Origin of the sequence: Undibacterium sp. 5I1, from assembly GCF_034314085.1 — a bacterium.
Lineage (GTDB): Bacteria > Pseudomonadota > Gammaproteobacteria > Burkholderiales > Burkholderiaceae_D > Undibacterium.
The window spans coordinates 2,027,165-2,052,794 of record NZ_JAVIWI010000001.1 but is presented as its reverse complement, the minus strand read 5'-3'; the positions used below and the strand labels follow the sequence as shown (position 1 = coordinate 2,052,794).

The window sequence follows — 25,630 nt, the reverse complement described above, 5'->3', positions numbered from 1 at the left end:
AGACATTTGTTTAAAATAAGTACGAAAACGAACAGTAGCCGCAGTTCAAGCATCGTAAAATGTCAAATTGCTTCATCCCAACGATCAATCAGATAAGGCTCGCCCATGATTGCACTACGCAAATCCGTTCAATGTGTTTCCCCTGCCGGATTACATCGCATGTCCTATAAACAATGGGGCGATCCTCTCAATCCCCGCGTGCTGGTTTGTGTGCATGGCCTCAGCCGGGTAGCGGACGATTTCGACGCCTTGGCGGAAGTGATGTCGGATACTTATCGCGTCGTTTGCCCTGACGTTGTCGGGCGGGGTCAGTCGGATTGGTTGCGCAACCCCCAGTTTTATCAAGTACCTCAATATGTCAGCGATATGGTGACCCTGGTTGCAAGGCTGGATGTTGAAACGGTAGATTGGTTTGGCACCTCGATGGGTGGATTGATTGGCATGGGTTTAGCAGCAATGCCGGAGAGTCCTATCAGAAAACTGATCTTGAACGACGTTGGTCCAGTACTCAATCCCGCGGCACTGGTGCGCATTGGAGACTACATAGGCCAGGATGTACGTTTCAATACATTTGAAGAGGCTGCTGCGTACATCAAGCAGGTTTCCATTTCCTTCGGCCCACATACTGATGCGCAATGGCATAAGCTGGCGACTGATGTCTTGAAGCAAAATCAAGACGGTCAATGGATACGTCATTATGATTTGGGTTTGGCAGCGCCGATTAAAGCCACGACACCGGAAATCGCTTTGGCAGGGCAGGGCATGTTGTGGGCGGCCTATGATGCGATAAAGTGCCAGACTCTGGTCGTCAGAGGCTCTGAGTCAGATTTGCTCAGCGAGCAGACCGCACAAGAAATGACGCAGCGTGGCCCGCGTGCCGCCGTGGTAGAAATCCCTGGCGTTGGTCATGCTCCGACATTTGTGCAGCCGGAACAAATTGCGATTGCCAGAGAGTTTTTTCTGGCATAAAACTATGCCTCATCGGTTAGTCATAGAGGTTTCTATAATGAGTGATCAATCAGCAGGATTGCAATGAGCTTACAACGTTTCCATGTCGGGCAACGCTTGTCCGAAACCGCTATTTTTAATAAAACGGTTTATTTAGCCGGTCAGATTCCTGAAGATACCAGCCAAGATATTATCGGCCAAACTATGGAAGTATTAGGGCATGTTGACCGTCTGCTAGCGGAGGCCGGAAGCGACAAATCGCACATTCTGATGTGTCAGATTTTTTTATCCGATATTACTCAAATTGGCGGTATGAATCAGGCATGGGACGCATGGGTTGCCGAGGGCAATGCACCGCCAAGGGCGACGGTACAAGCAGCACTGGCAAATCCAGATTGGTTGATTGAAGTAGTCGTTACTGCGGCACAAAAATAAGTAAAAACAAATAGACATTATGGTATCGACATCAGCATTAGCAGCGCCGTCAGAATCTCAATTGCAGTCGCAATTGTTAGAAGGATTGTCGGAGAGCGAATCTGCCCGCGTCATGGCAGCGCTTGAATTCGTCACTCCTTTATACGTAAATCGTAATGTGGTCACAGGTCAAAATGCGCTGCAATTTGTGCAGGGCGTCGTTTCTACATTGGTGATGTTGCGTACCGATGTAGATACCCGGATTGCCGGTTTATTGTTTGAATTGCCGGAACTAAGTCCTGCTGCCGCCGCACAAATTGAAACTCGTTTTGGTAAAGAGATCGGCGATCTGGTCTCTGGTATTCGCCGTCTGATGCGCCTGCGCGAGGCGGCCTTGACCCAACATGATGTTGGTCGCGGCAAGGACTCTGCGGAAAAAACCGCCACGCAAATGGAAACCTTGCGCAAGATGGTGCTAGCGATGGCGACCGATATGCGTGTTGTGCTGGTTCGTCTGGCTTCACGCGTGACGACCTTGCGTTATTTCGCTGATTGCAAACGTGACGATGCCGTATCGCAGCAATACGCTAGCGAGACCATGGATTTGTATGCGCCGCTGGCAAACCGGCTGGGTGTTTGGCAATTGAAATGGGAGTTAGAAGATTTATCCTTCCGTTTTATGGAGCCTGCGCAATACAAACGTATCGCCAAAATGCTGGAAGAAAAACGGCTGGAGCGCGAGAGTTTTGTGGTCTCTGCGATTAGTCGTCTGAATGCAGAATTAAAAGCAGCCGACATCAAAGCAGAGGTCTCTGGACGACCTAAACACATCTACAGTATTTTTAAAAAGATGAAGGGCAAGGACGTCAATTTTGATGAGCTATACGACGTGCGTGCTTTCCGTGTGGTGGTTGATGATGTTAAAGATTGCTACACCGTTTTGGGCTTGGTCCATAACGCGTGGACTCCGCTGCCTAATGAGTTTGACGATTATATTTCTCGGCCAAAACAAAATGGCTATCAATCATTGCATACCGTGGTGGTGGTGGAAGATGGCCGCCCGCTGGAAGTGCAAATACGCACTCGCGCCATGCATCAGTTTGCTGAGTATGGCGTAGCAGCGCACTGGCGCTATAAAGAATCTGGTGGGTCCAATTTTTCTGCACAAGAATACGATGAAAAAATTGCCTGGCTCAGACAACTATTAGCATGGAAATCCGAGGTCGCCGATGTGGTGGTGGGGCAGGAAGAATTGCAGCGTGAGTGGGTAGAAAAAATTAAGGCTGCGACATTGGATGATCGTATCTATGTTCTGACACCGCAAGCGCGCGTGATTGAATTGCCGAGTGGCTCTACCCCGGTCGATTTTGCTTACCATTTGCATACCGATGTCGGACATCGTTGCCGTGGTGCGCGCGTCGATAACGTCATGGTGCCACTAAATACGCCGCTAAAAAATGGTCAGACGGTAGAGATCATTACGCTCAAAGTAGGCTCGTCCCAGACCGGACCGTCGCGCGATTGGCTCAACATAGAATATTCAGCGAGCACCCGTACCCGCAGCAAAATTCGCGCTTGGTTCAATGTGATTGATCAGCAAGAAACGCTTTCTAATGGTCGAGCGCTTGTTGAAAAAACCTTGCAGCGCGAAGGAAAAACCGCCGTCAATCTGGATGAATTGGCGCGCAAGTTGGGGTTTGCCAATGTAGAAGAATTATTTTTGTCGGTCGGTAAAGATGAGTTCAGTCTGCGCCAGATAGAAAATAGTTTGCGCGAAACCGTCGAGGTCGTCGATCCGGACGAAATTGATATCACCAATAAAAGCCGCGCGTCCAGCGTGACCCAAGGTGCTAAGTCCGGCGTATTGGTTGTCGGTACCGAAGGTCTGATGACGCAGCTAGCACGTTGCTGCAAACCTGCGCCACCAGATGGCATTATCGGTTTCGTCACACGTGGCAAAGGGGTTTCTATTCACCGTCTTAACTGCAAAAATTTTGCAGAAATGCGGACTAAAGCGCCTGAACGTGTATTGCAAACCACTTGGGGCGAACATGGTAAAGAGACGGTTTATCCGGTGGATATTTTTGTGCTGGCACAAGACAGACAAGGATTGTTACGCGATATCTCAGAAGTATTTTCCCGAGAAAAAATCAATGTGATCGGTGTCAACACGCAAAGCGCGAAGTCGCAGGCGCGGATGTCGTTTACCGCAGAAATCACCGGCACAGCGCAACTGCAAAAAGCCTTGATGGTGATACGAGAGGTGAGCGGAGTGTTAGAGGTACGACGGAATTAAACTAGGACGTCCAATCAAAGTGCGGCTCCTGGCATGAAATCATGCGAGGAGCCTTATTCTTATTGGACGTTGCTTCTGTGGTCTTTTAGAAACTCTGTATCAGGGGTCGTCTTGATTAAAGAATCTTTAGAATTTCCTGATTGCTTTTAGGTCTTGCGCATAATTACCAGCTATTTCATCCTCGGCCATGCCAGGCACTTCTGCTTGTAAGGTGATGTGATCGATTTTATGTTTCTCTAAAAGCATATTTTTTACGCTTTGTAAGATGCGCGGCCATGCCGTCAGATCATCAATTTCTAAATGCCCTATTAATGCAGGGTAACCGGGCGACATTTCCCATACATGTAAGTCATGCACGGACAAAACGCCGGCAATTGTTTCTAAGTCTTCACCGATTTGAATATAGTCGATATGGCGCGGGACGCCTTCCATTAAAAAATGATAAGACTCACGCAGCACACTAAACGTTGATTTTAAAATTAATAGCGACACAAAAATCGATAGCAGTGGATCAATTTGCATCCATCCTGTGTAGTAAATCACTGCACCAGATACGATTGCTGCAATTGATCCCAGCAAGTCTCCCATCACGTGGATCAGTGCTGCCTTGGTGTTCAGGTTTTCTTTGTCATGCGATAACACCCATGCGACGATGAGATTAATCGCCAGGCCAATGCTTGCAACCAAGATGACGGTGCCGCCTTGCACTGCTTCCGGATGTGAAAGCCGTTGAGTAGCTTCAAAAGCAATCCATAAAACTACTGCCAACATGATTAAGCCATTGACAAACGCGGCGAGCGCTTCTGCGCGGCCAAAGCCGAACGAATTTTTAGCGGTTGGTGGTCGTTTTGCAATCATCTGTGCCAGTAAAGCAAGTCCTAACGCGGCAGCATCGGTCACCATGTGGCCAGCGTCAGATATCAACGCCAGCGAGTTAGACCAAAATCCAAAACCAACTTCAACGCCGGCAAAGCCTAGTGTCAGCACCAGTGCCCATGCCAGAATTTTTTGACTACGGTTTTCAAAAAAATGTCGATGTTCGGCATCACCATGACGGTGAGCGTGTAGATGTTCGCTGTTAGAGACGGCTATTTTTTCTGGCATGAGTGGTAGGAATTGTGAAAATATGGGTTATTAAAGTCTTTCGTCAGTTTAGCGGGATGCGGGCTTATTTGCTTAAAATCAGCGTAAATGACTGAATAACATTGCGCGCCGTGTTTCGCAAGCGCTGACAGCACCATAAAAATAAGTAAAAGATGTTTACGTTTTCGGCGCGGTTTGCTATAGTCTCGGCTCTTCGGGCGGTTAGTTCAGCTGGTTAGAATACTTGGTCGACATCCAAGGGGTCGCAGATTCGAATTCTGCACCGCCCACCAGATTTAATTATGTGGCACATTGTGTTGCAATATAGGTAAGAGCGAGAAAGGCATCATGGTTATGACACCGCGAACTACGATCACAGCAATTTGTGAGCGACGTTAGTCGAGGGTCTTTTTCGTTTGTAATTATTGAAAAAAACGCGGCTAGCTCGCGTTTTTTTTCGTCTGTATTTTCTGTAATTTCTTTTGAACGTTGTAAGTACTCGGCAAATATTGCTGACATGGAGACTTAAAATGGTTTCAGTTCGACTTCCCGATGGTTCGCAGCGTCATTTCGACTCACCTGTTACTGTGGCTCAAGTTGCCGCTAGTATTGGCGCAGGCTTAGCTAAAGCTGCTTTGGCTGGCAAAGTAGATGGTAAATTGGTAGATACGTCTTACCTGATTTCCTCTGATGCTGATCTGGCGATCGTGACCGACAAAGATGCTGATGGTCTTGATGTGATCCGTCATTCGACAGCACATTTGCTGGCATACGCAGTGAAAGAGTTGTTTCCTGATGCGCAAGTCACTATTGGCCCTGTGATCGAAAATGGCTTTTATTATGACTTCTCTTATAAGCGCCCATTTACACCAGATGATATGGCCGCAATCGAAAAGAAAATGCAGGAGTTGGCGAAAAAAGATGAGCCAGTAACTCGCAAGGTATTGCCACGCGACGAGGCAGTGGCTTACTTTAAATCAATCGGTGAGGCGTACAAAGCAGAAATCATAGAATCGATTCCCGCTGACCAAGATGTATCACTTTACACAGAAGGCAACTTCACCGACTTGTGTCGTGGTCCGCACGTGCCTTCAACCGGCAAGCTGAAAGTTTTTAAACTGATGAAGCTGGCTGGCGCCTACTGGCGTGGCGATTCTAAGAACGAAATGTTGCAACGCGTATATGGAACTGCATTTGCAAAAAAAGAGGAGCAAGAGGCCTACTTGCATATGCTGGAAGAAGCTGAAAAGCGCGATCATCGTAAGTTGGGTAAATCATTAGATTTATTCCACTTTCAAGATGAAGCGCCTGGCCTAGTTTTCTGGCATCCAAAAGGATGGAGTATTTGGCAGCAGGTCGAGCAATACATGCGCAAGGTATATCAAGATTGTGGCTACCAAGAAGTAAAGGCGCCGCAAATTCTGGATCGCACTCTGTGGGAGCGCACAGGGCATTGGGAGAATTACCGTGAAAATATGTTCTCCACTGAATCTGAAAACCGGAACTACGCATTAAAGCCAATGAACTGTCCTGGACATGTTCAGATCTTTAACGCAAATATGCGCAGTTATCGTGAGCTGCCTTTACGTTACGGCGAGTTTGGTCAGTGCCACCGCAACGAGCCTTCAGGTGCTCTGCATGGCATCATGCGAGTACGCGGCTTTACTCAAGATGACGGACATATTTTTTGTACTGAAGAGCAAATTTTGCCTGAAGTTGCAGCTTTCCATGCTCAGGCAATGAAGGTATACGCAGACTTCGGCTTTGAGCATATTTTCATCAAGATCGCTTTGCGTCCTGACAATCGTATTGGTTCTGATCAGGTTTGGGACACAGCCGAAGAAGCTTTACGCGCAGCTTTGCGTCAATGCGACGTTGCTTGGGAAGAGTTGCCAGGCGAGGGCGCATTTTATGGTCCTAAGATTGAGTACCACTTAAAAGATAGTTTAGGGCGCGCATGGCAGGTTGGCACTATGCAGGTCGATTTTTCTATGCCTGGTCGCTTGGATGCTGAATATGTATCGGATGATAATTCGCGCAAAATTCCTGTGATGTTGCATCGGGCGATTGTTGGCTCGATGGAGCGTTTTATCGGTATTTTGATTGAAAATCACGCTGGCGCTATGCCTTTATGGCTGGCTCCGGTACAAATTGCAGTGTTAAATATCTCGGAATCCCAGGCTGAATATACTAAATCCGTCGCAGAAAACCTGAAGAAACAAGGGTTTAGAGTGCACACGGATTTGCGTAATGAGAAAATAACCTATAAAATACGTGAGCATTCAATGCAGAAATTACCCTATATCATCGTGATCGGTGATAAAGAGAGGGATGCAAACACAGTGGCTGTGCGTACGCGTGGCAATCTGGATTTGGGAGTCATGTCCCAAGAAGCGTTTTTAGATCGTCTTAAAAATGACATCTTAATGAAGTCTTAATCAGGATTGTTGTGCGAAAGAGCACAGCCAAATTATTGAATTTTTGAAGGAAACTGCAATAGCTACTGACAAGTCACATCGCATCAACGGTGAAATTACGGCGCCAGAAGTGCGCTTATCTGGCGTTGAGAACGAGCCACTGGGCATCGTTAAACTAAGTGAAGCCTTTCGTTTTGCCGAAGAGGCTAATGTTGATTTAGTGGAGATTGCGCCTACTGCACAACCTCCAGTTTGCCGATTGATGGACTACGGCAAATTTAAGTATCAAGAGCAAAAGAAGGCGCATGAAGCCAAGTTAAAGCAAAAAGTCATTCTGGTGAAGGAAGTCAAATTCCGTCCTGGCACTGATGATGGTGATTACAACATCAAATTGCGTAATTTGACGAAGTTTTTGGATGATGGCGATAAGACCAAAATCACCTTACGGTTCCGTGGTCGTGAGATGGCTCACCAAGAGATTGGCATGCGTATGCTGGAACGCCTAAAGGTGGATTTGGAACCGTATGGCCAAGTTGAGCAGTTTCCAAAGATGGAAGGTCGTCAGATGATCATGATTCTTGCGCCAAAGAAGAAGAAATAAGATTTGTGAAAATCGTTGATGCAAATCGGCGTTTTTTGCGATGAGTATGGACTCGATTTCATGCTCCAACAAGTGAGAGTAGGCATCCAAGTGCATCGTAATCGTTGCCACCTACAATCATGTTAAAAAGGAACTGTCCTAAACAGACAGGTGTTTTATGCCTAAAATGAAAACAAAAAGCTCTGCCAAGAAGCGCTTTCGCGTGCGTCCGGGTGGAACTATTAAATGTGGTCACGCTTTCAAACGTCATATTTTGACTAAGAAAACTACCAAGAATAAACGCCAATTGCGCGGTATCACGAACGTTAATGCAGCAGACGTAACATCAGTCATGCGCATGATGCCAACAGCTTAACCTCTACTCACTATTTAAGGAGTTACTATGCCTAGAGTAAAACGTGGGGTTACAGCTCGTGCCCGTCATAAGAAAGTTCTCGATTTAGCCAAGGGCTATCGCGGTCGTCGTAGCAAGGTATATCGTGTTGCCAAGCAAGCAGTTATGCGTGCTGGTCAATATGCATACCGTGACCGTCGTAATAAGAAGCGTGTATTCCGCGCTTTGTGGATTACGCGTATCAATGCAGCTAGTCGTCAACACGGTCTGACATACAGCGTGTTCATGAATGGTCTGAAAAAAGCCTCTATCGAACTGGACCGTAAGGTTTTGGCCGATATGGCAGTGACTGACAAGCCAGCATTTGCTGCGATTGTTAATCAAGTTAAGGCCAACCTGGCAGCGTAATTGTTAGGTGCGGTTTGCTCGCTAGTTTCTGGTTGAGCAATGCCGCAATATGAGCGGGGCAGAGGTTGAATCCTGTGCCCCGTTTTATTTTTAGTGTTCAATTTTCAACTTCCCTTTCGGGAATAATCGCATGAATCCCTTAGATCCTCTCGTAACTCAAGCGCGCGCAGATTTTACTGCCGCCCAAGACGCTGCTGCACTGGAAAATGCCAAGGCACTTTATCTTGGAAAGACCGGACAGATTACTGAGCAAATGAAGAGCCTCGGCAAGCTAGGACCAGACGAGCGCAAAGTGCAAGGCGCGATTATCAACGCGGTAAAAGAACAAATTGAAGCGCTGCTCGCAGAAAGGCGTGATGCCTTATCTAATGCACAAATGCAGAGTCGTTTGAATGCCGAGGCGATTGACGTTAGTTTGCCCGGCCGTGGCCGTGGTATGGGCGGTATTCATCCGGTAATGCGTACCTGGCACCGAGTTGAGGAAATTTTCCACTCTATCGGTTTTGATGTGGCGGACGGTCCTGAGATCGAAAATGACTGGACTAATTTCACCGCATTGAACAGCCCAGAGAATCATCCTGCACGGTCGATGCAAGATACTTTTTATATTGACGGTAACGACAGTACCGGAAAGCCCTTGCTACTGCGTACACATACCAGTCCTATGCAGGTGCGCTATGCACGTATGAATCAAGCGCCGATCAAAGTGATTGCTCCTGGCCGAACTTACCGCGTAGATAGTGATGCAACGCACTCGCCGATGTTTCATCAAGTTGAAGGTTTATGGATTGATGAAAACATCAGCTTTGCTGACTTAAAAGGCGTTTATTTAAATTTCGTCAAAGCTTTTTTTGAGACCGATGATTTGCAAGTACGCTTTCGTCCTTCTTACTTCCCATTTACGGAGCCATCCGCGGAGATCGATATTGCCTTCGGTAGTGGTCCATTAAAAGGTCGCTGGCTGGAGGTGTCCGGATCCGGTCAGGTGCATCCAACTGTGATCAAAAATATGGGAATGGATCCAGAAAAATACATCGGTTTTGCCTTTGGTTCCGGCCTGGAACGCTTGGCAATGCTGCGCTATGGCATCAATGATTTGCGCTTATTTTATGAGGGAGATTTGCGCTTCCTGAAGCAGTTTAATTAAGTTGAAATCGATGACGATCGTTTGATTTTTAACTTATATCTCCTCATCAAATTTCCTATGCGGTTTTGGTAAAAAATCGTATTAATGATTGAATATTTACACGGCTGAATTATGCAATTTTCTGAAAACTGGCTACGCACTATGGTTGATCCGAAGATGACTTCGGATGAGTTGTCACACTTACTCACGATGTCTGGATTAGAAGTAGAAGAAGTAGAAGCTGTCGCACCGCCTTTTAGTAATGTAGTCGTTGCAGAAATTCGTGAGATTTCCAAGCATCCTGATGCTGATCGCCTCAACGTTTGTCAGGTAGATGTTGGCACCGGTACTCTGCTCAATATTGTGTGTGGTGCACCGAATGTGCGTGTTGGTATGAAAGTGCCGTGTGCTATGGCGGGTGCGGTATTGCCGCCGGGTGCCGATGGCAAACCGTTCGAGATCAAAGTTGGTAAATTGCGTGGTGTTGAATCGCAAGGCATGTTGTGCTCTGCCCGTGAATTAAAATTATCAGACGATCAGGGCGGTTTATTGGATTTGCCTGTAGACGCGCCGGTCGGACAAAATTTCCGGGATTACTATCAATTAAATGATCTTAAATTCACGATCAAGTTGACCCCGAATAAGGCAGACTGCCTGTCCGTATTGGGTGTTGCGCGTGAAGTGTCGGCATTAACCGGTACCGTGTTAACGCTGCCTGAAATTCATTCGGTAGCAGTCACTCTGCAAGAAACTTTACCCGTTAAAATATCTGCGCCTGATTTGTGTGGACGTTTCAGTGGTCGGGTTATTCGCGGTGTTAACGCCAAAGCTCCGACACCAGACTGGATGAAGCAGCGTCTTGAGCGCAGCGGTCAGCGGCCAATCTCTGCCTTAGTCGATATTTCTAATTATGTGATGTTAGAACTTGGACGTCCAACCCATGTATTTGATTTGGATAAAATCCACGGTGGTCTGGATGTGCGTTGGGGCAAAACGGGGGAGTCATTAAAACTATTGAATGGCAATACCGTTGCAGTAGATGAATGGATAGGCGTCATTGCAGATGACAAAGAGATCGAATCTTTGGCCGGCATCATGGGTGGTGACTCTACTGCCGTAACGCTCGAAACGCAGAATATTTATCTGGAAGCAGCATTCTGGTGGCCGCAAGCGATACAGGGTAGGGCGCGCCGTTATAATTTTTCTACAGATGCGGCACATCGCTTTGAGCGCGGCGTGGACTACGCGACGACAGTCGAGCATATTGAACGTATTACTGCCTTGATCGTAGAAATTTGTGGTGGTAGCACGCAAGTCAAAGTCGGCCCAGTCACTGACCTGATCGTTAATTTACCAAAGCGCCCTGCGGTGCTTTTGCGTACGGCGCGTGCGGTTAAAGTGATTGGTGTTGCATTGAACGATGCGCAGATCGCCGATATATTTACCCGTTTGGGATTGGCGTTTAAGCAAACTCCGGGAGAATTCCTGGTAACGCCACCATCCTATCGTTTTGATATTGAAATCGAAGAGGACTTGATTGAAGAAGTCGTCCGGGTTTATGGTTTTGAAAATATTCCTGCGTTACCTCCCATCGCAGCAAACGCGATGCGCATTGTGCCAGAAAATCAGCGTTCTTTATTTACAGTCCGTCGTCAAATTGCAGACATGGATTACCAAGAAGTCGTCAACTATAGTTTTGTAGAAGAGGCTTGGGAAAAAGATTTTGTAGGTAATGACGCCCCGATTAAATTACTGAATCCAATTGCCAGTCATATGAGCGCGATGCGCAGCAGTTTGATCGCTAGTTTGGTTGCTAATGCGCGCTACAATTTAAATCGCAAGATGAACCGTGTGCGCATTTTTGAAATTGGTGCGATCTATCTGCGCAATGCGGCCATTCCAGACGGTCCTCTGACGATTGCTGGTTATGATCAGCCGAAGCGTCTGTCCGCACTTGCATATGGTCCCGTAGTTGAAGAACAGTGGGGTCAGGCAACACGCAATGTCGATTTCTTTGATATTAAAGCGGACTTGGAAGCCTTGTTTGCACCTAAAACTTTGCGCTTTAGTAAAGTTGAACATCCAGCTTTGCACCCAGGGCGCTCTGCTAGTATTGAGTGTGATGGCAAAGTAGTGGGCATCGTTGGCGAGTTACATCCACGTTTGCAGCAAAAATATGATTTACCTTTAGCGCCAGTCGTTTTTGAAGTAGATACGCAAAGTCTGCAATCCATTACGCTACCGATTTATCAAGAAATTTCAAAATTTCAAGCGGTCACTCGTGATCTTGCTTTATTAGTAAAACAAACAATTTCTGCTCAAGATTTACTCGATGTTTTCTTTGCTGAGGCGAAGTCAAACGAAACATGTAAAATCTTGCAAGCCGTTGTTTTATTTGATGAATATCGTGGTAAGGGACTGGAGTCTGACGAGAAAAGTCTTGCATTCCGCTTTAGCTTGCAAGATACTCAAAGTACGCTGCAAGATGATAAGGTAGAAGCTGCAATGGCATCTTTACTGGCTGCAGCTGCAAGTAAATTCTCAGCAAGATTACGTTGAGATAACTCCGCCGCAATGTACCTGACAGTGCGTCTAAATAAATAAAAATTATCGCGATCTCATTTTGCATAGCTGCTTAAGATGATCGCTTTGATTTTCAGCAAGTAGGATTAAAAAAGAATGAATGAAGTGACTTCCGCCGAACTGCAATCAGTTCTTGATGCAGATTTGAACCGGGCGATGCGTGAAGCAAAAGCACGTTCACAAGCGGAACGAGACTTACCTACCTTGACCAAAGCAGAGTTAGCAGAACTCTTGTTTGAACAAGTTGGTTTGAATAAACGTGAAGCCAAAGATATGGTGGAAACTTTTTTTGACGAGATTCGTGATGCGTTAGAAAGAGGCGAGGCGGTAAAATTATCTGGCTTTGGTAATTTTCAATTGCGAGATAAACCCCAGCGTCCTGGCCGTAACCCGAAAACTGGTGAAGAAATTCCTATTACCGCGCGTCGTGTTGTGACATTCCATGCTAGCCAAAAACTTAAAGGAATGGTCGACGCTGCAGGTAGTCAACCCCTTGCACATGCTGCCTGAATTCCTTTATGAGCGAAATCAAGATCGATGCTTTTGTGTTGCCGCCGATACCAGCGAAACGCTATTTTACTATCGGTGAAGTCAGTGAATTGTGTGGTGTCAAACCACATGTATTACGTTATTGGGAGCAGGAGTTTACTCAATTAAAACCGGTAAAACGACGTGGCAATCGCCGTTATTACCAGCATCACGAAGTCTTGTTGATACGCCGTATCCGCGAACTTTTATATGAGCAGGGTTTTACGATTAATGGTGCAAGAAATAAATTGAATTTGCATGCAACGATCAAAGATGAGCTGAATGAAATGGAAGTAACAATCCCGGTTAATTTATTACAGATTCGCGAAGAACTGCATGCAGTGCTCAATTTGTTAAAGCGCTGATTTGATGCTGGTGCTGGTGAACGAAGCACCTTAGCGTCACCTTTTAAGCCAGACATGATTGAAATTTCAAGATTTCAATCATGTCTGGCTTTAATTTTATGTGGCATGCTTATTCTGACTTAATGGGGCAGATAATTGGGGCAGGTAATGCAAGAGGAATTTTTGTTTTAGCTTGATACTGCAAACATTGCTTGAATATACTCCCCATTATATTTTCTTAAATTGGCTTACTGTCCAGTTAATATATGGACAGTTAAAATATACTATGATGAGTATATTCTTCTGTAGAGAATGACGTACCATAAAAATATATTCAATGTATGCAGAATTGTTGTGACAATGCTTGGTCTACTGTTTCAAATAGATAGCTCTGACCCATCTCCTTGTTGAACCTAAGTGGAGCCAGGCAGTGCTAATGCTCATTTAAAAATGCTAGGAATAATTCATGAACTTCCCCCAATCTCATTTAATCAATAAATCACGTTTATTTCTGACCGTTAGTGCTCTGCTTTGCGGCGTGCTCAACCCCGTTGTAGCACAAACTAACGTAGTTGATTCCGGCTTAGACACCGTTATCAAAGGTGTTTGGCGTTCTGACGAAAATCGCGCGCGAGATCAATATCGCCACCCAAAACAGACCTTGGAATTTTTTGGTGTTCAAGCTAATGCGACGGTGATCGAAATTACTCCGGGCGGATCAGCTTGGTATGGCGAGATACTGGCACCTTTTTTAAAAGAGAAGGGCCATTACATTGCCGCCAATATTGACGGCAATAAAGTGTCTGCTAGCAGCGCTGCATATCAGAACAGAACAGCAGACGCACAAAATAAAAAATTTCTTGCAGATCCTGAGCGCTACAGCAAAGCAAGGACAATTAATTTTGATCCAGCCGCACCGCAATTTGGACCGGCAAACTCAGCTGACTACGTGCTGACCTTTAGAAACGTGCATAACTGGGTCGGAGATCATACAGAAGTCCCTACCTTCAAGGCGATGTTCGACGTGCTTAAACCGGGCGGTGTGTTAGGTGTGGTTGATCATCGCGCGGCTGCTGGTAAAACTTTAGACGCAAAATTAATTGATACCGGCTATTTGCCAGAAGAGTATGTCATCGCATTAGCCCAGCAAGCAGGATTTAAATTGGTGGGGAAGAGTGAAGTGAATGCTAATCCTAAAGATACAAAGGATTATGCGAAAGGTGTTTGGACACTGCCGCCGACCTACGCTGATAAAGAAAATAATCGTCAGAAATACAAAGAGATCGGTGAGAGCGACCGCTTTACTTTGCGTTTCGTTAAGCCGTAGAAAGCTTACTTAATGATGGTGTGATCGCGGATTGATTTGCTGATGTATTTGCTGATGTATTGGATGCTTGAAAATGAAAGCCCGATTGATGTCGGGCTTTTGTTCTTTAGAAACTTGGATTAGCTTGGACAGGACAATTTATGCGCCAGATTTAAAAAGAGACTGACCGATTATTTCCCAACAAATGCATCGGAATAACATTTGAGCGAAAAACAAAAGGGGTCGCATTTGCATGCGACCCCTTAATTATTTGGCTCCCCGACCTGGACTCGAACCAGGGACCTGCGGATTAACAGTCCGTCGCTCTACCAACTGAGCTATCAGGGAATAGAAGAAATGATGATCTTCGTTAAACTTTTTACTGCACTTGCAACATGCTAGGAATTCTGTGGCTCCCCGACCTGGACTCGAACCAGGGACCTGCGGATTAACAGTCCGTCGCTCTACCAACTGAGCTATCAGGGAACAGAGACAAAGATTATATGCGTCTTTGCCTGTTCTGTCAAAATTTTTCTACCCTGAAACGTCTATAAAACCTGAGCAATTGCGTCAATGACGACATCGATATTGCGCTTGTTTAAAGCTGCAACACAAATACGACCGGTATCGACAGCGTAGATAGAATTGTTATCACGCAGCTTTTCTACTTGCTCTTTCGTTAAGCCAGAGTAAGAAAACATGCCGCGTTGCTGGGTCACAAAGTCAAAGTTATACGCTGGAGCTTTTGCTTTTAACTCTGCAACAAAGGCAGAGCGCATTTCGCGGATGCGTACCCGCATGCCTGCCAGTTCTTCTTCCCACAATTGGCGCAGTTCTGGTGTTGACAATACGGTCGCAACTACTTGGCCGCCATGAGTTGGTGGATTGGAATAGTTAGTACGGATTACACGCTTTAATTGAGACATGATGCGCGCAGCTTCTTCTGCACTGGAGGCGGCAATACTCAGTGCGCCAACGCGCTCGCCGTACAAGGAGAAGGATTTAGAGAATGAATTGGAGACGAACAGAGCGCATCCAGTTTCCGCAAAGCGGCGTACTACTTTGCCATCGGCTTCTATGCCATCGCCAAAACCTTGGTAAGCCATATCCAGGAAGGGTACCAGCTTGCGTTCGGTGACGACTGCGATGACTTCCGTCCATTGTGCATCGCTCAGATCGGCGCCAGTCGGATTGTGGCAGCACGCGTGCAGCAACACGATCGCGCCTGCTGGCATGGCCTTCAGTGCCTCTAGCATGCCTGCAAAGTTCACGCCTTTAGTCACTGCGTCGTAGTAGGGGTAGGAATTGACCACAAAGCCAGCAGATTCAAATAAAGCGCGATGGTTTTCCCAGCTTGGATCGCTGATCCATACTTGCGAATCCGGCGCGAAGCGTTTTAAAAAGTCGGCACCCAATTTCAATGCACCAGTGCCACCAATTGCTTGCGCCGTGATGACACGCTTTTCTACAACAACGGCACTGTCTGCACCGAACACTAATTCTTGTACTGCTTTATCATAAGCAGCTAAGCCTTCAATCGGCAAGTAAGTGCGTGGCGCGAATTTTTCCATCAAAATAGCTTCGGCTTTTTTGACGCATTCCAACAATGGCACTTTGCCATTATCATCGTAATAAACGCCGACACCAAGATTGACTTTAGCGGGATTTTTATCCGCGTTAAAGCCCTCTGTGATGCCGAGGATAGGATCGCGTGGTGCCATTTCTATGGCAGAGAACAGGGAGGCGGAGGCAGGTGCGTTCATCGTGATAATATGAAAAATTAGCTGTCAAATTTCTGACAGAGAGGTTGGAATAATGCCAATTGGTGACAATCTGGACATGCTTGAAATTTCAATCACCCCATTCTAACAAAGGTAAGTGCGTCATGCCTGTAGCATCGATAATTTCTGCTGAAAATAATAGCAATACTAATAATCCGCCGGAAGGCAAGTTCGTCACTTTTCCGGATTCTCAGTTTGAGCTATTTCAGCCTTTTCCTCCGGCGGGCGATCAACCGGCTGCGATTGCCAAGTTGCTGGAGGGGATTAACGACGGTTTGTTTTTCCAGACTTTGCTTGGGGTAACCGGTTCTGGCAAAACTTATACGATGGCAAACGTAATCGCGCAAAGCGGCCGGCCTGCGATTGTTTTTGCACCTAATAAAACTTTGGCAGCGCAGTTGTACAGCGAGTTCCGCGAATTTTTTCCGCGTAATGCCGTGGAATATTTCGTCAGCTACTACGATTATTATCAGCCAGAAGCGTATGTCCCACAGCGTGATTTATTTATCGAAAAAGATTCTGCGATCAACGAGCATATTGAGCAAATGCGCTTGTCTTGCACCAAGTCACTGATGGAGCGGCGTGATGTGATTATTGTCGCGACCGTCTCTGCGATTTACGGTATCGGTAATCCTAGCGAATACCACAAGATGATTTTGACCTTACGCACAAAGGACAAAGTCAGCCAGCGGGATTTGATCGCACGCCTGATTCAGATGCAATACACCAGGAACGAAATTGATTTCGGCCGCGGCACATTCCGGGTGCGTGGCGATACGATTGATATCTTCCCGGCAGAACATGCTGAACTAGCAGTACGGGTAGAAATGTTTGATGATGAGATCGAAAATCTCCAATTATTTGATCCGCTGACCGGCCGCGTAAAACAAAAAATTCCACGCTTTACTGTCTATCCAAGTTCGCATTACGTGACCCCGCGCGAAACCGTATTACGCGCAGTAGAAACAATCAAAATCGAGCTGCGTGAACGCTTAGAATTTTTCCGCAAAGAGAATAAGCTGATTGAAGAGCAGCGGATAGAACAACGTACACGTTTTGATTTAGAGATGATGTCCGAGATCGGTTTTACTAAAGGCATTGAAAACTATTCACGCCATTTAAGTGGCGCTAAAGCCGGTGATCCACCGCCGACACTGGTGGATTATTTGCCCGCAGACGCGCTCATGTTTTTAGATGAGTCACATGTACTGACCGGACAGTTAAACGGCATGTATAACGGCGACAGAGCACGAAAAACAAATCTGGTTGATTATGGTTTCCGGCTGCCGTCCGCGCTAGATAATCGTCCGCTCAAGTTTGTAGAATTTGAGAGCAAAATGCGGCAGACGATTTTTGTGTCAGCTACCCCGGCAGAATATGAAAAACAGCATGCCGATCAAGTTGTTGAACAAGTAGTACGACCGACAGGCTTGGTCGATCCGCTAATTGAAGTGCGTCCGGCATTAACGCAAGTCGATGATCTGATGAACGAGATTACGATTCGTGTACAGAAAAATGAGCGTGTCTTGGTCACGACATTGACGAAGCGAATGTCCGAGCAATTGACCGATTTTTTGGCGGACAACGGCATCAAAGTACGTTATTTACACAGCGATATTGATACGGTAGAGCGGGTAGAAATTATCCGTGATCTACGTTTGGGTACCTTCGATGTGTTGGTCGGCATTAACCTTTTACGAGAAGGTCTGGATATCCCAGAAGTGTCTTTGGTGGCGATCTTGGATGCTGATAAAGAAGGCTTCCTGCGGTCGGAGCGTAGCCTGATTCAAACCATAGGCCGTGCTGCACGTAACTTAAACGGGATGGCAATTTTATACGGCGATAAAATTACCGACTCTATGCGTCGCGCCATTGATGAGACTGAACGTCGGCGCACTAAACAAGTTGCGTTTAATTTGGCGAATAACATCACGCCTATCGGCATTAAAAAACAGATTAAAGATTTAATTGATGGCGTCTACAGCCAACAAGAAGCCAAGCAAGAGCTAGAAGCTGCACAAGAGCATGCGCGCTATGAAGTCATGAGTGAGAAGCAAATTAGCAGAGAAATAAAGCGCTTGGAAAAACTCATGCTCGATCACGCCAAAAATCTGGAGTTTGAAAAAGCGGCCCAGGTACGTGATCAATTAGCTCATCTGAAAGCGCAAGTATTCGGCGCGGGCGGTAGTGATAATGTGTTGTCGTTAGCGAATAAGTAGTAGTTGGAAATTTCCATTTTTATTGGACCGTCAAAATCTGTATTTCATGTAAGGTTTCCGCTATTCGTTCGACTTAGCTAAATACGAGGTGCAATTGATATTAGCAAGGACGAAAGTGAAGCATGGTACAGGCGATAACATCCTCTGCAATCATTGGCGGGAACAGTGCAGCTAATCCTGGCAATGCCGCTTCGGCGCTTGCCAGTCTTCAGGCGCAGCTTGCCAGGTATCAGCAACAGCTATCTGATTGTGTAAATTGCGCGTCGTCCAAAACGATAGAAGGCAAAGTGCAAATTCAATCGCTGTCTAGCAAAATTAGTCAGGTTAGGGCGCGTATTGATCAGGTAAACAGCGTCAATGCAAGTCAGCAAACGCCTCTCCCTACAACCAGTCGTTCTAAAGAAAATAATAGCATCACCAAGGATTTGACCATCGCTCTAGGAGCAGAGAATCGCACCATCACTCCGCCAAGCTTAAGCATTGCGAATCCCGCTATCGGCGGCAACGTCAACACACTTGCCTAGCTGCCAACGCCCAACTGCCCTGTTTTGAGCAGAATAAAACTCCACTTAATCCTGAGCGAGAGTGTAAGCAATCCACAATCCTGTATAGCGCCATTGTTGACTTTTTCAATTTTAATATTCCAGTTATTCTGCGGCTTCCAAGACGAAAATGGCTCAAGAACCCAGAATAATTAGACTAATCATAATTAAAGAGTTTTTAGAAGTTCCCGATTAAAAACTCCGCTTCGAATATTGAAGAAACGCTTGCGCTGTCAGCATGACTTTAGCGCGTTTGAATTTGAGGGACGTTAATTTTATCCCAGCCTCAAAGCCACGATAAAAAATGCGACTCATGATCGACCTGAACAAGCTATATGGCGCGATACGATGACGGGCTGTGTCCAGATTCCTATATTGAACGACCAAATAAGTATTGCTGCTAGAGGCGGTTAAACGGATGCCAACAAGATCGTGCCACGGAATTAGGTGCCCGTTCTCTGTATAGATTTTGATTCCCACATGGTCTATTTTTAAGGCCGGACCTTGCCATCGAATGTCTCTTATGCAGCGCCAGATCGTTGATAAATACCAGGCTAACCAAGGCAACATCAAGAGCAAGCCAAAGCCTGCACCCAAGCTTTGGGACAACGCCAGAGAGAAATATCCTAGGGGTAACATGAATAGCGTCATCAGAACAATAATGCCGATCGCCCAAGCGTGTGACTTATATAGCAGCAGAGGCTCGGGTAGATAGTCCGCTCGCTTACCGTTTGCATCGCTGCTGTCATCTGGCTGAAAAGGATCGACCTCTTTACGGCTTGATACCCAGATCAGAAATAAACCGAAGGTAATCCAAAATGCGACGACGAATAAAAATCCGATAGGATTAGTCGAAAACAAGACATCCTTGCTTCCACTCGCCATGCTAATTGATCCCTTGAGTAATGCTTTGATTGCCACCCAGAGACTGGCGAGTCCAAAGATAAACATGAATGTTGACGCAACGAGATTTCCAAATTTATTCATGTTGATGATCCTTAGATTTATCTTCTAAGATGCACTGAGATAATTATCGGCACTCTTGGCGTTTATAGCCACAAGCCATTAGAAAAGTCAGACTCTTGGTAAGCTGAGTGAAGAATTTAGACCTCATATAACTCCAAAGGCAATCCATCTGGATCAGCAAAGAAAACAAAACGCTTGCCCGTATATTCATCAGTACGAATTGCTTCGACTGCGATGCCTAGTGATTTCAGGTGGCGCTTGCAGTGATCAATATCTCTTACTTCAAATGCCAGATGGCGCAGCCCCTGTGCTTCAGGATACGACGGACGAGGCGGTACACTAGGGAACGAGAACAACTCAATCTGGGAGCCATCAGGCAATTGTAAATCCAGTTTGTACGAGTTACGTTCAACACGAAAATGTTCGGCAATAATCTTCAGCCCCAGATACTCACTATAGAAGCGCTTAGAGACTTCGTAGTCAGAACAAATGATTGCAGCGTGATGAATGCGGTTTAGCATTGGCAAGAACTCGTTTTTTGGGATGTGCATGCAGAAGTCAGATGTTGAACGTCGTCAAAATCACACAGCATATCTATGCAATAGAACGATATGCCCGACTCGATATCGATACCGAGTTATTGTCTGGATCTTTTGCATTAGCGAACTGATAGCCATTGGCTTGATGCGTGCTGCTAAAGGCAAGTCCGCGTTCTAAGCTTTGCGCTTTGAAGGTCTCAACATCTGTTACAGAAAAAACGAGTTTCACACCAGCTTGCCCCAATTTCAAACTTTTTGCAACCTGATGTATGAAGATTATTGTTGATCCGTCTGCACTAACTAATTCTACCAATCCCTCTGACTCAGGTTTTGAACTAAAACCAAAAAACTGTTGATAGAAATCAGCAGTTTTTTGAGGTTGTCTTGCGTAAATCATGATGGCGTTAAGTTGAGGATTCATGGATATCCTGAATAAACCGGTGATGAATTTTTAATGCTTAGAAAATTTTTTAGAGATTAAGGTTCAATAAACTATTTAGATTTTTCCGTCGAGATGCGAACAATATTGCTGGCATTAATACGATTGCAATTGTTCGCCCCAAACGTGATTCTAGATTCCAAAGGAACAGGACGATTGCCCCATAAATTAATAAGTAAATAAGATAAAAAATACTTGAAATTCCGACAGTCCAGCCGATAACTAATAAGAATAAAAAAACTAATATAAAACCAATTTTGTCATCAGTGGATTTTCGTTTCATCACGTTCGATTCCTTGCTTTATTCAATATCGAAACCCATTTTATATTGAAAATGTATTCAACTCGACAGTCCATACCTAAATAGATTTAGCTCACTCACTTCTTCGATTTCTCGATATCGCAATGCGTATCTAAAAACCGTAAAGCTCCACTAAAACTACTATCCCAATCGTCCAGCAAATACGCATCGGCTTCTTGCACAAAATCATTCCATTCTTCTAGCAGACTGTCTTGCTTTTCATGGGGGGCGGCGGTTTTGATGAACTCGATTGCCAGCTCTGGATGAAAACCATCCTTGCGGATTTTTTTGACCAGTGTTTTTGCATTAGCTTCGGTCAGTACAGTCTTAGGTGCAGCGCCTGCAGACAGACAGAAAAATACCGTGAGCAGGGCGTACACATCTGTTTTGCCTTTGGTCAGTTTGGTCCATTCTTTAGATACCAGCGCATCGTATTCTGAGGTGTCTTCTAGCTCATAGTCGCGGATGAAATAGCGATCTTTTAGCTCGAATACGACGACATCAAGCGCCAGACTAGCGTTCAGAATTTGAGGTAAATCGTGGTTGCTGATTTCTTGCTGAATACGATCCGCAATGGCCTGGTATTCGGTAGGAATGGGTTCAAATATGTCTTTAGTGCGTTTGCTGATTTTACCTTTTTTACGCACAGCATCGATCAGTTTGGCGAACTCAACTTGGTTGACTAAGCTTTCTTCGGTTTTGCCGAGCATACGTAACAGCATGGCGGTACGTACCACGGACGCTGCATCCGCATCTTGTTCTTGCAGGGTAGCGCGCGACAACCCTAGTTGTTCTCCAAACCAGAATGCCGCAGCGATTTCTGTCGCATTGGTTTTGCGCTGTTCCAAGATATTGAGATAATCGACGTCATTGTCTTTACGTGACCAGACTTCTAAAAAATCTTCTACCCGTCCTTTTTCTTCACGACCTAACAACGCATATTCGGGCATGACGAATAGCGCTTTAAGCAAACCGGAGCCACCGCGTGATAGCGTTAGAAACGTATTATCGCTAATCATCTTGGCGGCTAAAGTCAGGTCACCTTGTGTGCTTTGCTTCAGATATAAACTGACCAGATTGACGATACGTTTTTGCGCCATATCGATTTCTGGACGCAGATATTTGCTGCCAAAGACCTCTGCCATCTGTACCATGCCTTTCGGTGCCTCAGCCTCAATGGCGCTAATTTTAGCGGCGGTGATGAGGCCGTTTTTTACGCCAAAGCGTAAGGCACTTTCAAAGTAAGGACGGTTATCTAGCGTGGCAAGCTGAAAGCTGTTGTCGGACATAGGGCGAGTCAAATTCTTTAATTGAGATAGGTAAGAGCTAGGATCTGTTAACTGTTAACTTTTAACTGTTTCAACTGTTAACCCTTAAATCGCATTCCCGATTAATGGATAACAGACCCGAGGTTTAAGTCGCTTTACAGCGCGGACTCTTCGCCATCATCTTTATCATCGCCGTCATCATTGTTCGGCTTATCGAGCTCATCTTCTTCCTCGCTCTCGGCCAATTCATCTGCGGCTAATTGCAGACTGGCTTTGTAGCGGGCACGTAATTTCATCATTACTTCGCGGAAAATTTCTGGTAACTGATAACGTAATAAATACGTGACTTCCATCCAGTCATGATCGACCAGATTAGCCATGTCAGATGAAGAGCCGCGTGGCTCGTCGTCGCGGCTGATATGCATCAGGTCATCATCGAGTGCCTGAACTTTAGAATCGTCGCCGTAGTGGAATAAATCAAAGGTGGCATAGCGGTAAAAATGCTCGACCATTTCTGCTCTGTCGTACAGATAATCTACTAGCGCGTCGTAGCCGCCGTCGACTTCAGCAATTTCATACAAGAACTCTGCCGGATCGCCACCTTCGCGGAAGATGACGGAGTTGACCATGCTGCGCAATTGCTCATGGGTTTGATCGCCATAACGACGCTCCAGCACTACTGCTTGTGCGAACTGTTCTGGTGTGACCAGCAAGTTGACCAGCGACTCTTTCGACGCATCATATTCGCGGATAATCGCCAGCAAATCTTTAGCAGGAAAATCATCCAGCGCAGCTACCAGCGCTTTGTCGCCCTCAGTTTCTGCCAGTGTTGCCAAAGCAGATTCAGCACCGACGATGTCGCCGACTTTGATTAGGCTTTGCGCTTGTATCAGCGCGGGGTAGTACGTTTTTTTATCATCCATCTTGATTAATCCTTGCGATCAAAACCTTGTTCGGCCAAAAAGTCTGCGCCAGCTTCTTCTAAATCGTAGCCATCTTCGCTGTCGCCGTCATCCATATCATTGCGTACGCCATGGACATCATGGACGCCGCCGTCTTGATGTTCAGCATCTTCATCTTGCTCTTCGTCAGAAGCGTTAGACGGGCTGACTGCGCGAGAGTCTTTGCTCTTATTCAGATATTCCAGTGCGGCAGCAATCACCATGAATTGGTCACCGTCTGCATGTCCGAGCACGGTTTTGCTGAGGGATTCCGCCCAGGGCTCTAAACGTACGTCTTTGGACAGATCTTTCCAGTGCGGTAATTGACTGATCGGTTTAGAAATCAGTGACTCAACTTTTAAGGGATTCAGATATTTAAATGCATTATGGAAAGCGACTGCGACCATTTCTGGATTGCTCTTCATCATCGGCAACAAAAACGGCACCTGATCACGCTTCTCTTTGAGACGATGGCGCAGAACATCTTTGCCTTCAGAATCGCTGGTTAAATCTTCCAGTTCTGCCACATACACAGACTGGATATCTTGAAAATATTGGGATAATTTCACTGCAGTACTCCTGATAAATAATTCTTCCAAATCTCGCTGGCGGTTTGCAGCGGATCGTCTAGCAAATTGCGGCGCCGGTTTTCGTCGTAAGCGGCACGCGCTGCGTCGTCCGATAAGACATCATAGGCCTCTTTGCATTCATGAAATTTTTGCGGCGCAAGGGCAGAGCTGTTGCGATCTGGATGAAACTCTGCCGCCTTCAGCCGGAAGGCTTTTTTTACCTCCGCTAAAGTCGCATTTGGCGTGATCCCCAGAACAAAATAGTAGTCTGTCATGCAATCTCGTGTTGGGTTAGATGTTGCTATTGTTGAATATTCGGTTGAAACAAGTGAGTGCGATTTTGCTACTAAGCTTGTGGCACTAAGCGAAAAATTCAAATAGATTGATGGATAGCTTGCTGTTGTCGTCTGCGCTGACTGGTTTTGAACCAGTTTGATTTGTTCCGATTTGTTTTGACATTGCCCCGCATCATACCATTCTTGTGCTGGCTCATTGTTTTCAGCTATGGCAGCTTGGTTTATTTATGGATTGATTGTATAGCGATTTTGTTGTCATTTAGTTTAGATGTCCGCCAGTTTCTATGATGTCTTTTTCCAGGCTAAGGCTAGTTTGTATCGCGATCTGTAATCCTCTCACCACCGTCGCCAGCGCCATGCTGGGTGCACCTGCTGGTTGTGTACCAGCTTGTGCCACCTGCTCGGGCAGGTAAGGGATATGGATAAAGCCACCTCGCATCGTTTTGGGCTCAGTGGTTTGCGCTTCGATGACAAGCGCCCGCGTCGCCAGATGATGCATCAAGCCATAAAATAGATGGTTGCAAACAAAGGTCCCCGCAGTATTTGAGACAGCGGCGGGAATACCCGCAGCGCGAAGCTGATGCACGATGGCTTTGATCGGTAAGTTAGAAAAATAGGCCGCTGGGGCGCCGTTGACGACCGGATGATCGATCGGCTGCTCGCCTGCATTGTCGGCAATCCGCGCATCGTCGATGTTGATGGCGACGCGCTCAATCGAGATACCGCTTCTCCCGCCGGCCTGACCGACGCAGAGGACGATCGCTGGGTTGACCGCGGTAATGGCTTGTTCTAACATCGTAATCGCCTTACCGAATACGCAGGGTAGCAATTGCGTCTTGATGTTAGCTCCTTGGCAGCACCAATCGGCCAGTGCTTTGACTACCTCCCATGAGGGATTGATGCTTTGCTGATCGAAGGCGTCAAAGCCGGTAATCAGGACGACGGTCGCACTATTGTCATCATTGTGATCAATATGAGATCGGCTCAATTGGCTCAATTGAATATACTCCCCATTTTATTTTTTAAAAATGCCTCATTGTCCAATGATTATATGGACACTCTTAATATACTAGATACGAGTATATTAAGAGTCGTTTACTCAAGCTCACCGACATCGACATTATCATCAAGCTGATAGTCACCGCGGTTGAAGGCGGCGATGACTTCTTGTGATTGCTGCAAATAAGATTCTGGCACCAGAATCCGTACGCCACCCAATGCCGCGGTTAGGAGCGTATCGGTCTGCACCAGATTGTCGTCAGCGATCACGGCGGGGATGCCCGCAGCCACCAGACAACCCTGGACTATGCAAGCGTCGGTCGGGATATAGTAAGTCGCGACGGTAAATAGATTTCTGCTGAGATTGTCCTCATTCATGTCG

At 46.1% G+C, this 25,630-nt stretch carries 25 protein-coding genes and 3 tRNA genes; 15 read left to right on the top strand and 13 right to left on the bottom strand.

The genetic code is table 11. The features are described 5' to 3' along the window. The first annotated feature begins 105 nt into the window (after positions 1–105). From RGU72_RS09085 to RGU72_RS09075, 3 genes are all read left to right on the top strand, one after another. Positions 106–969 (top strand): alpha/beta hydrolase, encoded by an 864-nt coding sequence (locus RGU72_RS09085; RefSeq protein WP_322119419.1) that lies wholly within the window; start codon positions 106–108, stop codon positions 967–969. 63 nt (positions 970–1,032) lie between these two features. Continuing rightward, positions 1,033–1,383, top strand: a complete 351-nt coding sequence (locus tag RGU72_RS09080; RefSeq protein ID WP_322119418.1) for a RidA family protein — start codon at positions 1,033–1,035, stop codon at positions 1,381–1,383. 19 nt (positions 1,384–1,402) lie between these two features. Continuing rightward, the gene (locus RGU72_RS09075) at positions 1,403–3,658 is read left to right on the top strand and encodes a bifunctional (p)ppGpp synthetase/guanosine-3',5'-bis(diphosphate) 3'-pyrophosphohydrolase (protein WP_322119417.1); all 2,256 of its coding nucleotides are present in this window, start codon (positions 1,403–1,405) and stop codon (positions 3,656–3,658) included. Between the two features lie 126 nt (positions 3,659–3,784). On the opposite strand, the gene RGU72_RS09070 is transcribed toward RGU72_RS09075, so the two are convergent. After that, positions 3,785–4,762 carry a cation diffusion facilitator family transporter gene (locus tag RGU72_RS09070; RefSeq protein ID WP_322119416.1) on the bottom strand — a complete coding sequence of 326 codons (978 nt, stop codon included), beginning with the start codon at positions 4,760–4,762 and terminating at the stop codon, positions 3,785–3,787. Between the two features lie 195 nt (positions 4,763–4,957). Between RGU72_RS09070 and RGU72_RS09065 the strand changes: the two genes are divergently transcribed. From RGU72_RS09065 to RGU72_RS09020, 10 genes are all read left to right on the top strand, one after another. Then, a tRNA-Val gene (locus tag RGU72_RS09065) sits at positions 4,958–5,034 on the top strand. Between the two features lie 237 nt (positions 5,035–5,271). After that, positions 5,272–7,179 (top strand): threonine--tRNA ligase, encoded by a 1,908-nt coding sequence (thrS, locus tag RGU72_RS09060; protein WP_322119415.1) that lies wholly within the window; start codon positions 5,272–5,274, stop codon positions 7,177–7,179. Between the two features lie 43 nt (positions 7,180–7,222). Continuing rightward, positions 7,223–7,759 carry a translation initiation factor IF-3 gene (gene infC, locus RGU72_RS09055; protein WP_322119414.1) on the top strand — a complete coding sequence of 179 codons (537 nt, stop codon included), beginning with the start codon at positions 7,223–7,225 and terminating at the stop codon, positions 7,757–7,759. A 157-nt stretch (positions 7,760–7,916) separates the two neighbouring features. Beyond that, entirely contained in the window at positions 7,917–8,114 is a 198-nt protein-coding gene (gene rpmI, locus RGU72_RS09050) for a 50S ribosomal protein L35 (RefSeq protein ID WP_322119413.1), read from the top strand. Between the two features lie 27 nt (positions 8,115–8,141). Beyond that, positions 8,142–8,501 (top strand): 50S ribosomal protein L20, encoded by a 360-nt coding sequence (gene rplT, locus RGU72_RS09045; RefSeq protein ID WP_322119412.1) that lies wholly within the window; start codon positions 8,142–8,144, stop codon positions 8,499–8,501. Positions 8,502–8,631: 130 nt separating this feature from the next. Then, positions 8,632–9,648: a phenylalanine--tRNA ligase subunit alpha gene (pheS, locus tag RGU72_RS09040; RefSeq protein WP_322119411.1), complete on the top strand. Its 1,017-nt coding sequence runs from the start codon at positions 8,632–8,634 to the stop codon at positions 9,646–9,648. A gap of 111 nt (positions 9,649–9,759) precedes the next feature. Further along, positions 9,760–12,186, top strand: a complete 2,427-nt coding sequence (gene pheT, locus RGU72_RS09035; protein ID WP_322119410.1) for a phenylalanine--tRNA ligase subunit beta — start codon at positions 9,760–9,762, stop codon at positions 12,184–12,186. A 120-nt stretch (positions 12,187–12,306) separates the two neighbouring features. Next, complete coding sequence (locus tag RGU72_RS09030) at positions 12,307–12,720, top strand: integration host factor subunit alpha (protein WP_322119409.1); 414 nt, start codon at positions 12,307–12,309, stop codon at positions 12,718–12,720. Positions 12,721–12,728: 8 nt separating this feature from the next. Beyond that, on the top strand, positions 12,729–13,103 hold the full coding sequence (locus RGU72_RS09025) for a MerR family transcriptional regulator (RefSeq protein ID WP_322119408.1): 375 nt from the start codon (positions 12,729–12,731) through the stop codon (positions 13,101–13,103). 445 nt (positions 13,104–13,548) lie between these two features. After that, positions 13,549–14,409 carry a methyltransferase gene (locus RGU72_RS09020; RefSeq protein ID WP_322119407.1) on the top strand — a complete coding sequence of 287 codons (861 nt, stop codon included), beginning with the start codon at positions 13,549–13,551 and terminating at the stop codon, positions 14,407–14,409. A gap of 251 nt (positions 14,410–14,660) precedes the next feature. Here the strand turns inward: RGU72_RS09020 and RGU72_RS09015 are convergent. The 3 genes from RGU72_RS09015 to RGU72_RS09005 form a co-directional block, all read right to left on the bottom strand. Then, positions 14,661–14,736 (bottom strand) — tRNA-Asn (locus RGU72_RS09015). Between the two features lie 62 nt (positions 14,737–14,798). Then, positions 14,799–14,874 (bottom strand) — tRNA-Asn (locus RGU72_RS09010). 62 nt (positions 14,875–14,936) lie between these two features. Then, positions 14,937–16,151, bottom strand: coding sequence for an amino acid aminotransferase (locus RGU72_RS09005; protein ID WP_322119406.1), 1,215 nt, complete (start codon positions 16,149–16,151; stop codon positions 14,937–14,939). Between the two features lie 122 nt (positions 16,152–16,273). On the opposite strand from RGU72_RS09005, the gene uvrB reads away from it, so the two are divergent. Next, complete coding sequence (gene uvrB, locus RGU72_RS09000) at positions 16,274–18,388, top strand: excinuclease ABC subunit UvrB (RefSeq protein ID WP_322119405.1); 2,115 nt, start codon at positions 16,274–16,276, stop codon at positions 18,386–18,388. 122 nt (positions 18,389–18,510) lie between these two features. Beyond that, positions 18,511–18,912, top strand: coding sequence for a FlxA-like family protein (locus RGU72_RS08995; RefSeq protein WP_322119404.1), 402 nt, complete (start codon positions 18,511–18,513; stop codon positions 18,910–18,912). A gap of 210 nt (positions 18,913–19,122) precedes the next feature. Here the strand turns inward: RGU72_RS08995 and RGU72_RS08990 are convergent, their stop codons facing one another. The 9 genes from RGU72_RS08990 to RGU72_RS08950 all read right to left on the bottom strand — a co-directional run bounded on the left by RGU72_RS08990 (position 19,123) and on the right by RGU72_RS08950 (position 25,626). Continuing rightward, positions 19,123–19,917 (bottom strand): hypothetical protein, encoded by a 795-nt coding sequence (locus tag RGU72_RS08990; RefSeq protein WP_322119403.1) that lies wholly within the window; start codon positions 19,915–19,917, stop codon positions 19,123–19,125. A 116-nt stretch (positions 19,918–20,033) separates the two neighbouring features. After that, entirely contained in the window at positions 20,034–20,417 is a 384-nt protein-coding gene (locus RGU72_RS08985) for a VOC family protein (protein ID WP_322119402.1), read from the bottom strand. 73 nt (positions 20,418–20,490) lie between these two features. Beyond that, positions 20,491–20,856 carry a VOC family protein gene (locus RGU72_RS08980; RefSeq protein ID WP_322119401.1) on the bottom strand — a complete coding sequence of 122 codons (366 nt, stop codon included), beginning with the start codon at positions 20,854–20,856 and terminating at the stop codon, positions 20,491–20,493. Positions 20,857–21,252: 396 nt separating this feature from the next. After that, positions 21,253–22,464 carry a hypothetical protein gene (locus RGU72_RS08975; protein WP_322119400.1) on the bottom strand — a complete coding sequence of 404 codons (1,212 nt, stop codon included), beginning with the start codon at positions 22,462–22,464 and terminating at the stop codon, positions 21,253–21,255. 134 nt (positions 22,465–22,598) lie between these two features. Beyond that, complete coding sequence (locus tag RGU72_RS08970; RefSeq protein ID WP_322119399.1) at positions 22,599–23,366, bottom strand: hypothetical protein; 768 nt, start codon at positions 23,364–23,366, stop codon at positions 22,599–22,601. A 5-nt stretch (positions 23,367–23,371) separates the two neighbouring features. Then, positions 23,372–23,953 carry a hypothetical protein gene (locus tag RGU72_RS08965; protein WP_322119398.1) on the bottom strand — a complete coding sequence of 194 codons (582 nt, stop codon included), beginning with the start codon at positions 23,951–23,953 and terminating at the stop codon, positions 23,372–23,374. Beyond that, a complete protein-coding gene (locus RGU72_RS08960) occupies positions 23,950–24,228 on the bottom strand; it encodes a DnaJ domain-containing protein (RefSeq protein WP_322119397.1) in 279 nt (92 codons plus the stop codon). The genes RGU72_RS08965 and RGU72_RS08960 overlap by 4 nt, the downstream gene beginning before the upstream one ends. Before the next feature lie 280 nt (positions 24,229–24,508). Then, positions 24,509–25,237, bottom strand: coding sequence for a pyroglutamyl-peptidase I (pcp, locus tag RGU72_RS08955; RefSeq protein ID WP_322121600.1), 729 nt, complete (start codon positions 25,235–25,237; stop codon positions 24,509–24,511). A 107-nt stretch (positions 25,238–25,344) separates the two neighbouring features. After that, complete coding sequence (locus RGU72_RS08950) at positions 25,345–25,626, bottom strand: hypothetical protein (RefSeq protein WP_322119396.1); 282 nt, start codon at positions 25,624–25,626, stop codon at positions 25,345–25,347. Positions 25,627–25,630: the final 4 nt, after the last annotated feature.

Bases quoted from the DNA above. Each gene is read 5' to 3' on its own strand.
- RGU72_RS09085 (WP_322119419.1), top strand. From the start codon at position 106: ATGATTGCACTACGCAAATCCGTTCAATGTGTTTCCCCTGCCGGATTA.
- RGU72_RS09080 (WP_322119418.1), top strand. From the start codon at position 1,033: ATGAGCTTACAACGTTTCCATGTCGGGCAACGCTTGTCCGAAACCGCT.
- RGU72_RS09075 (WP_322119417.1), top strand. From the start codon at position 1,403: ATGGTATCGACATCAGCATTAGCAGCGCCGTCAGAATCTCAATTGCAG.
- RGU72_RS09070 (WP_322119416.1), bottom strand. From the start codon at position 4,762: ATGCCAGAAAAAATAGCCGTCTCTAACAGCGAACATCTACACGCTCAC.
- thrS (WP_322119415.1), top strand. From the start codon at position 5,272: ATGGTTTCAGTTCGACTTCCCGATGGTTCGCAGCGTCATTTCGACTCA.
- rpmI (WP_322119413.1), top strand. From the start codon at position 7,917: ATGCCTAAAATGAAAACAAAAAGCTCTGCCAAGAAGCGCTTTCGCGTG.
- rplT (WP_322119412.1), top strand. From the start codon at position 8,142: ATGCCTAGAGTAAAACGTGGGGTTACAGCTCGTGCCCGTCATAAGAAA.
- pheS (WP_322119411.1), top strand. From the start codon at position 8,632: ATGAATCCCTTAGATCCTCTCGTAACTCAAGCGCGCGCAGATTTTACT.
- pheT (WP_322119410.1), top strand. From the start codon at position 9,760: ATGCAATTTTCTGAAAACTGGCTACGCACTATGGTTGATCCGAAGATG.
- RGU72_RS09030 (WP_322119409.1), top strand. From the start codon at position 12,307: ATGAATGAAGTGACTTCCGCCGAACTGCAATCAGTTCTTGATGCAGAT.
- RGU72_RS09025 (WP_322119408.1), top strand. From the start codon at position 12,729: ATGAGCGAAATCAAGATCGATGCTTTTGTGTTGCCGCCGATACCAGCG.
- RGU72_RS09020 (WP_322119407.1), top strand. From the start codon at position 13,549: ATGAACTTCCCCCAATCTCATTTAATCAATAAATCACGTTTATTTCTG.
- RGU72_RS09005 (WP_322119406.1), bottom strand. From the start codon at position 16,151: ATGAACGCACCTGCCTCCGCCTCCCTGTTCTCTGCCATAGAAATGGCA.
- uvrB (WP_322119405.1), top strand. From the start codon at position 16,274: ATGCCTGTAGCATCGATAATTTCTGCTGAAAATAATAGCAATACTAAT.
- RGU72_RS08995 (WP_322119404.1), top strand. From the start codon at position 18,511: ATGGTACAGGCGATAACATCCTCTGCAATCATTGGCGGGAACAGTGCA.
- RGU72_RS08990 (WP_322119403.1), bottom strand. From the start codon at position 19,917: ATGAATAAATTTGGAAATCTCGTTGCGTCAACATTCATGTTTATCTTT.
- RGU72_RS08985 (WP_322119402.1), bottom strand. From the start codon at position 20,417: ATGCTAAACCGCATTCATCACGCTGCAATCATTTGTTCTGACTACGAA.
- RGU72_RS08980 (WP_322119401.1), bottom strand. From the start codon at position 20,856: ATGAATCCTCAACTTAACGCCATCATGATTTACGCAAGACAACCTCAA.
- RGU72_RS08975 (WP_322119400.1), bottom strand. From the start codon at position 22,464: ATGTCCGACAACAGCTTTCAGCTTGCCACGCTAGATAACCGTCCTTAC.
- RGU72_RS08970 (WP_322119399.1), bottom strand. From the start codon at position 23,366: ATGGATGATAAAAAAACGTACTACCCCGCGCTGATACAAGCGCAAAGC.
- RGU72_RS08960 (WP_322119397.1), bottom strand. From the start codon at position 24,228: ATGACAGACTACTATTTTGTTCTGGGGATCACGCCAAATGCGACTTTA.
- RGU72_RS08950 (WP_322119396.1), bottom strand. From the start codon at position 25,626: ATGAATGAGGACAATCTCAGCAGAAATCTATTTACCGTCGCGACTTAC.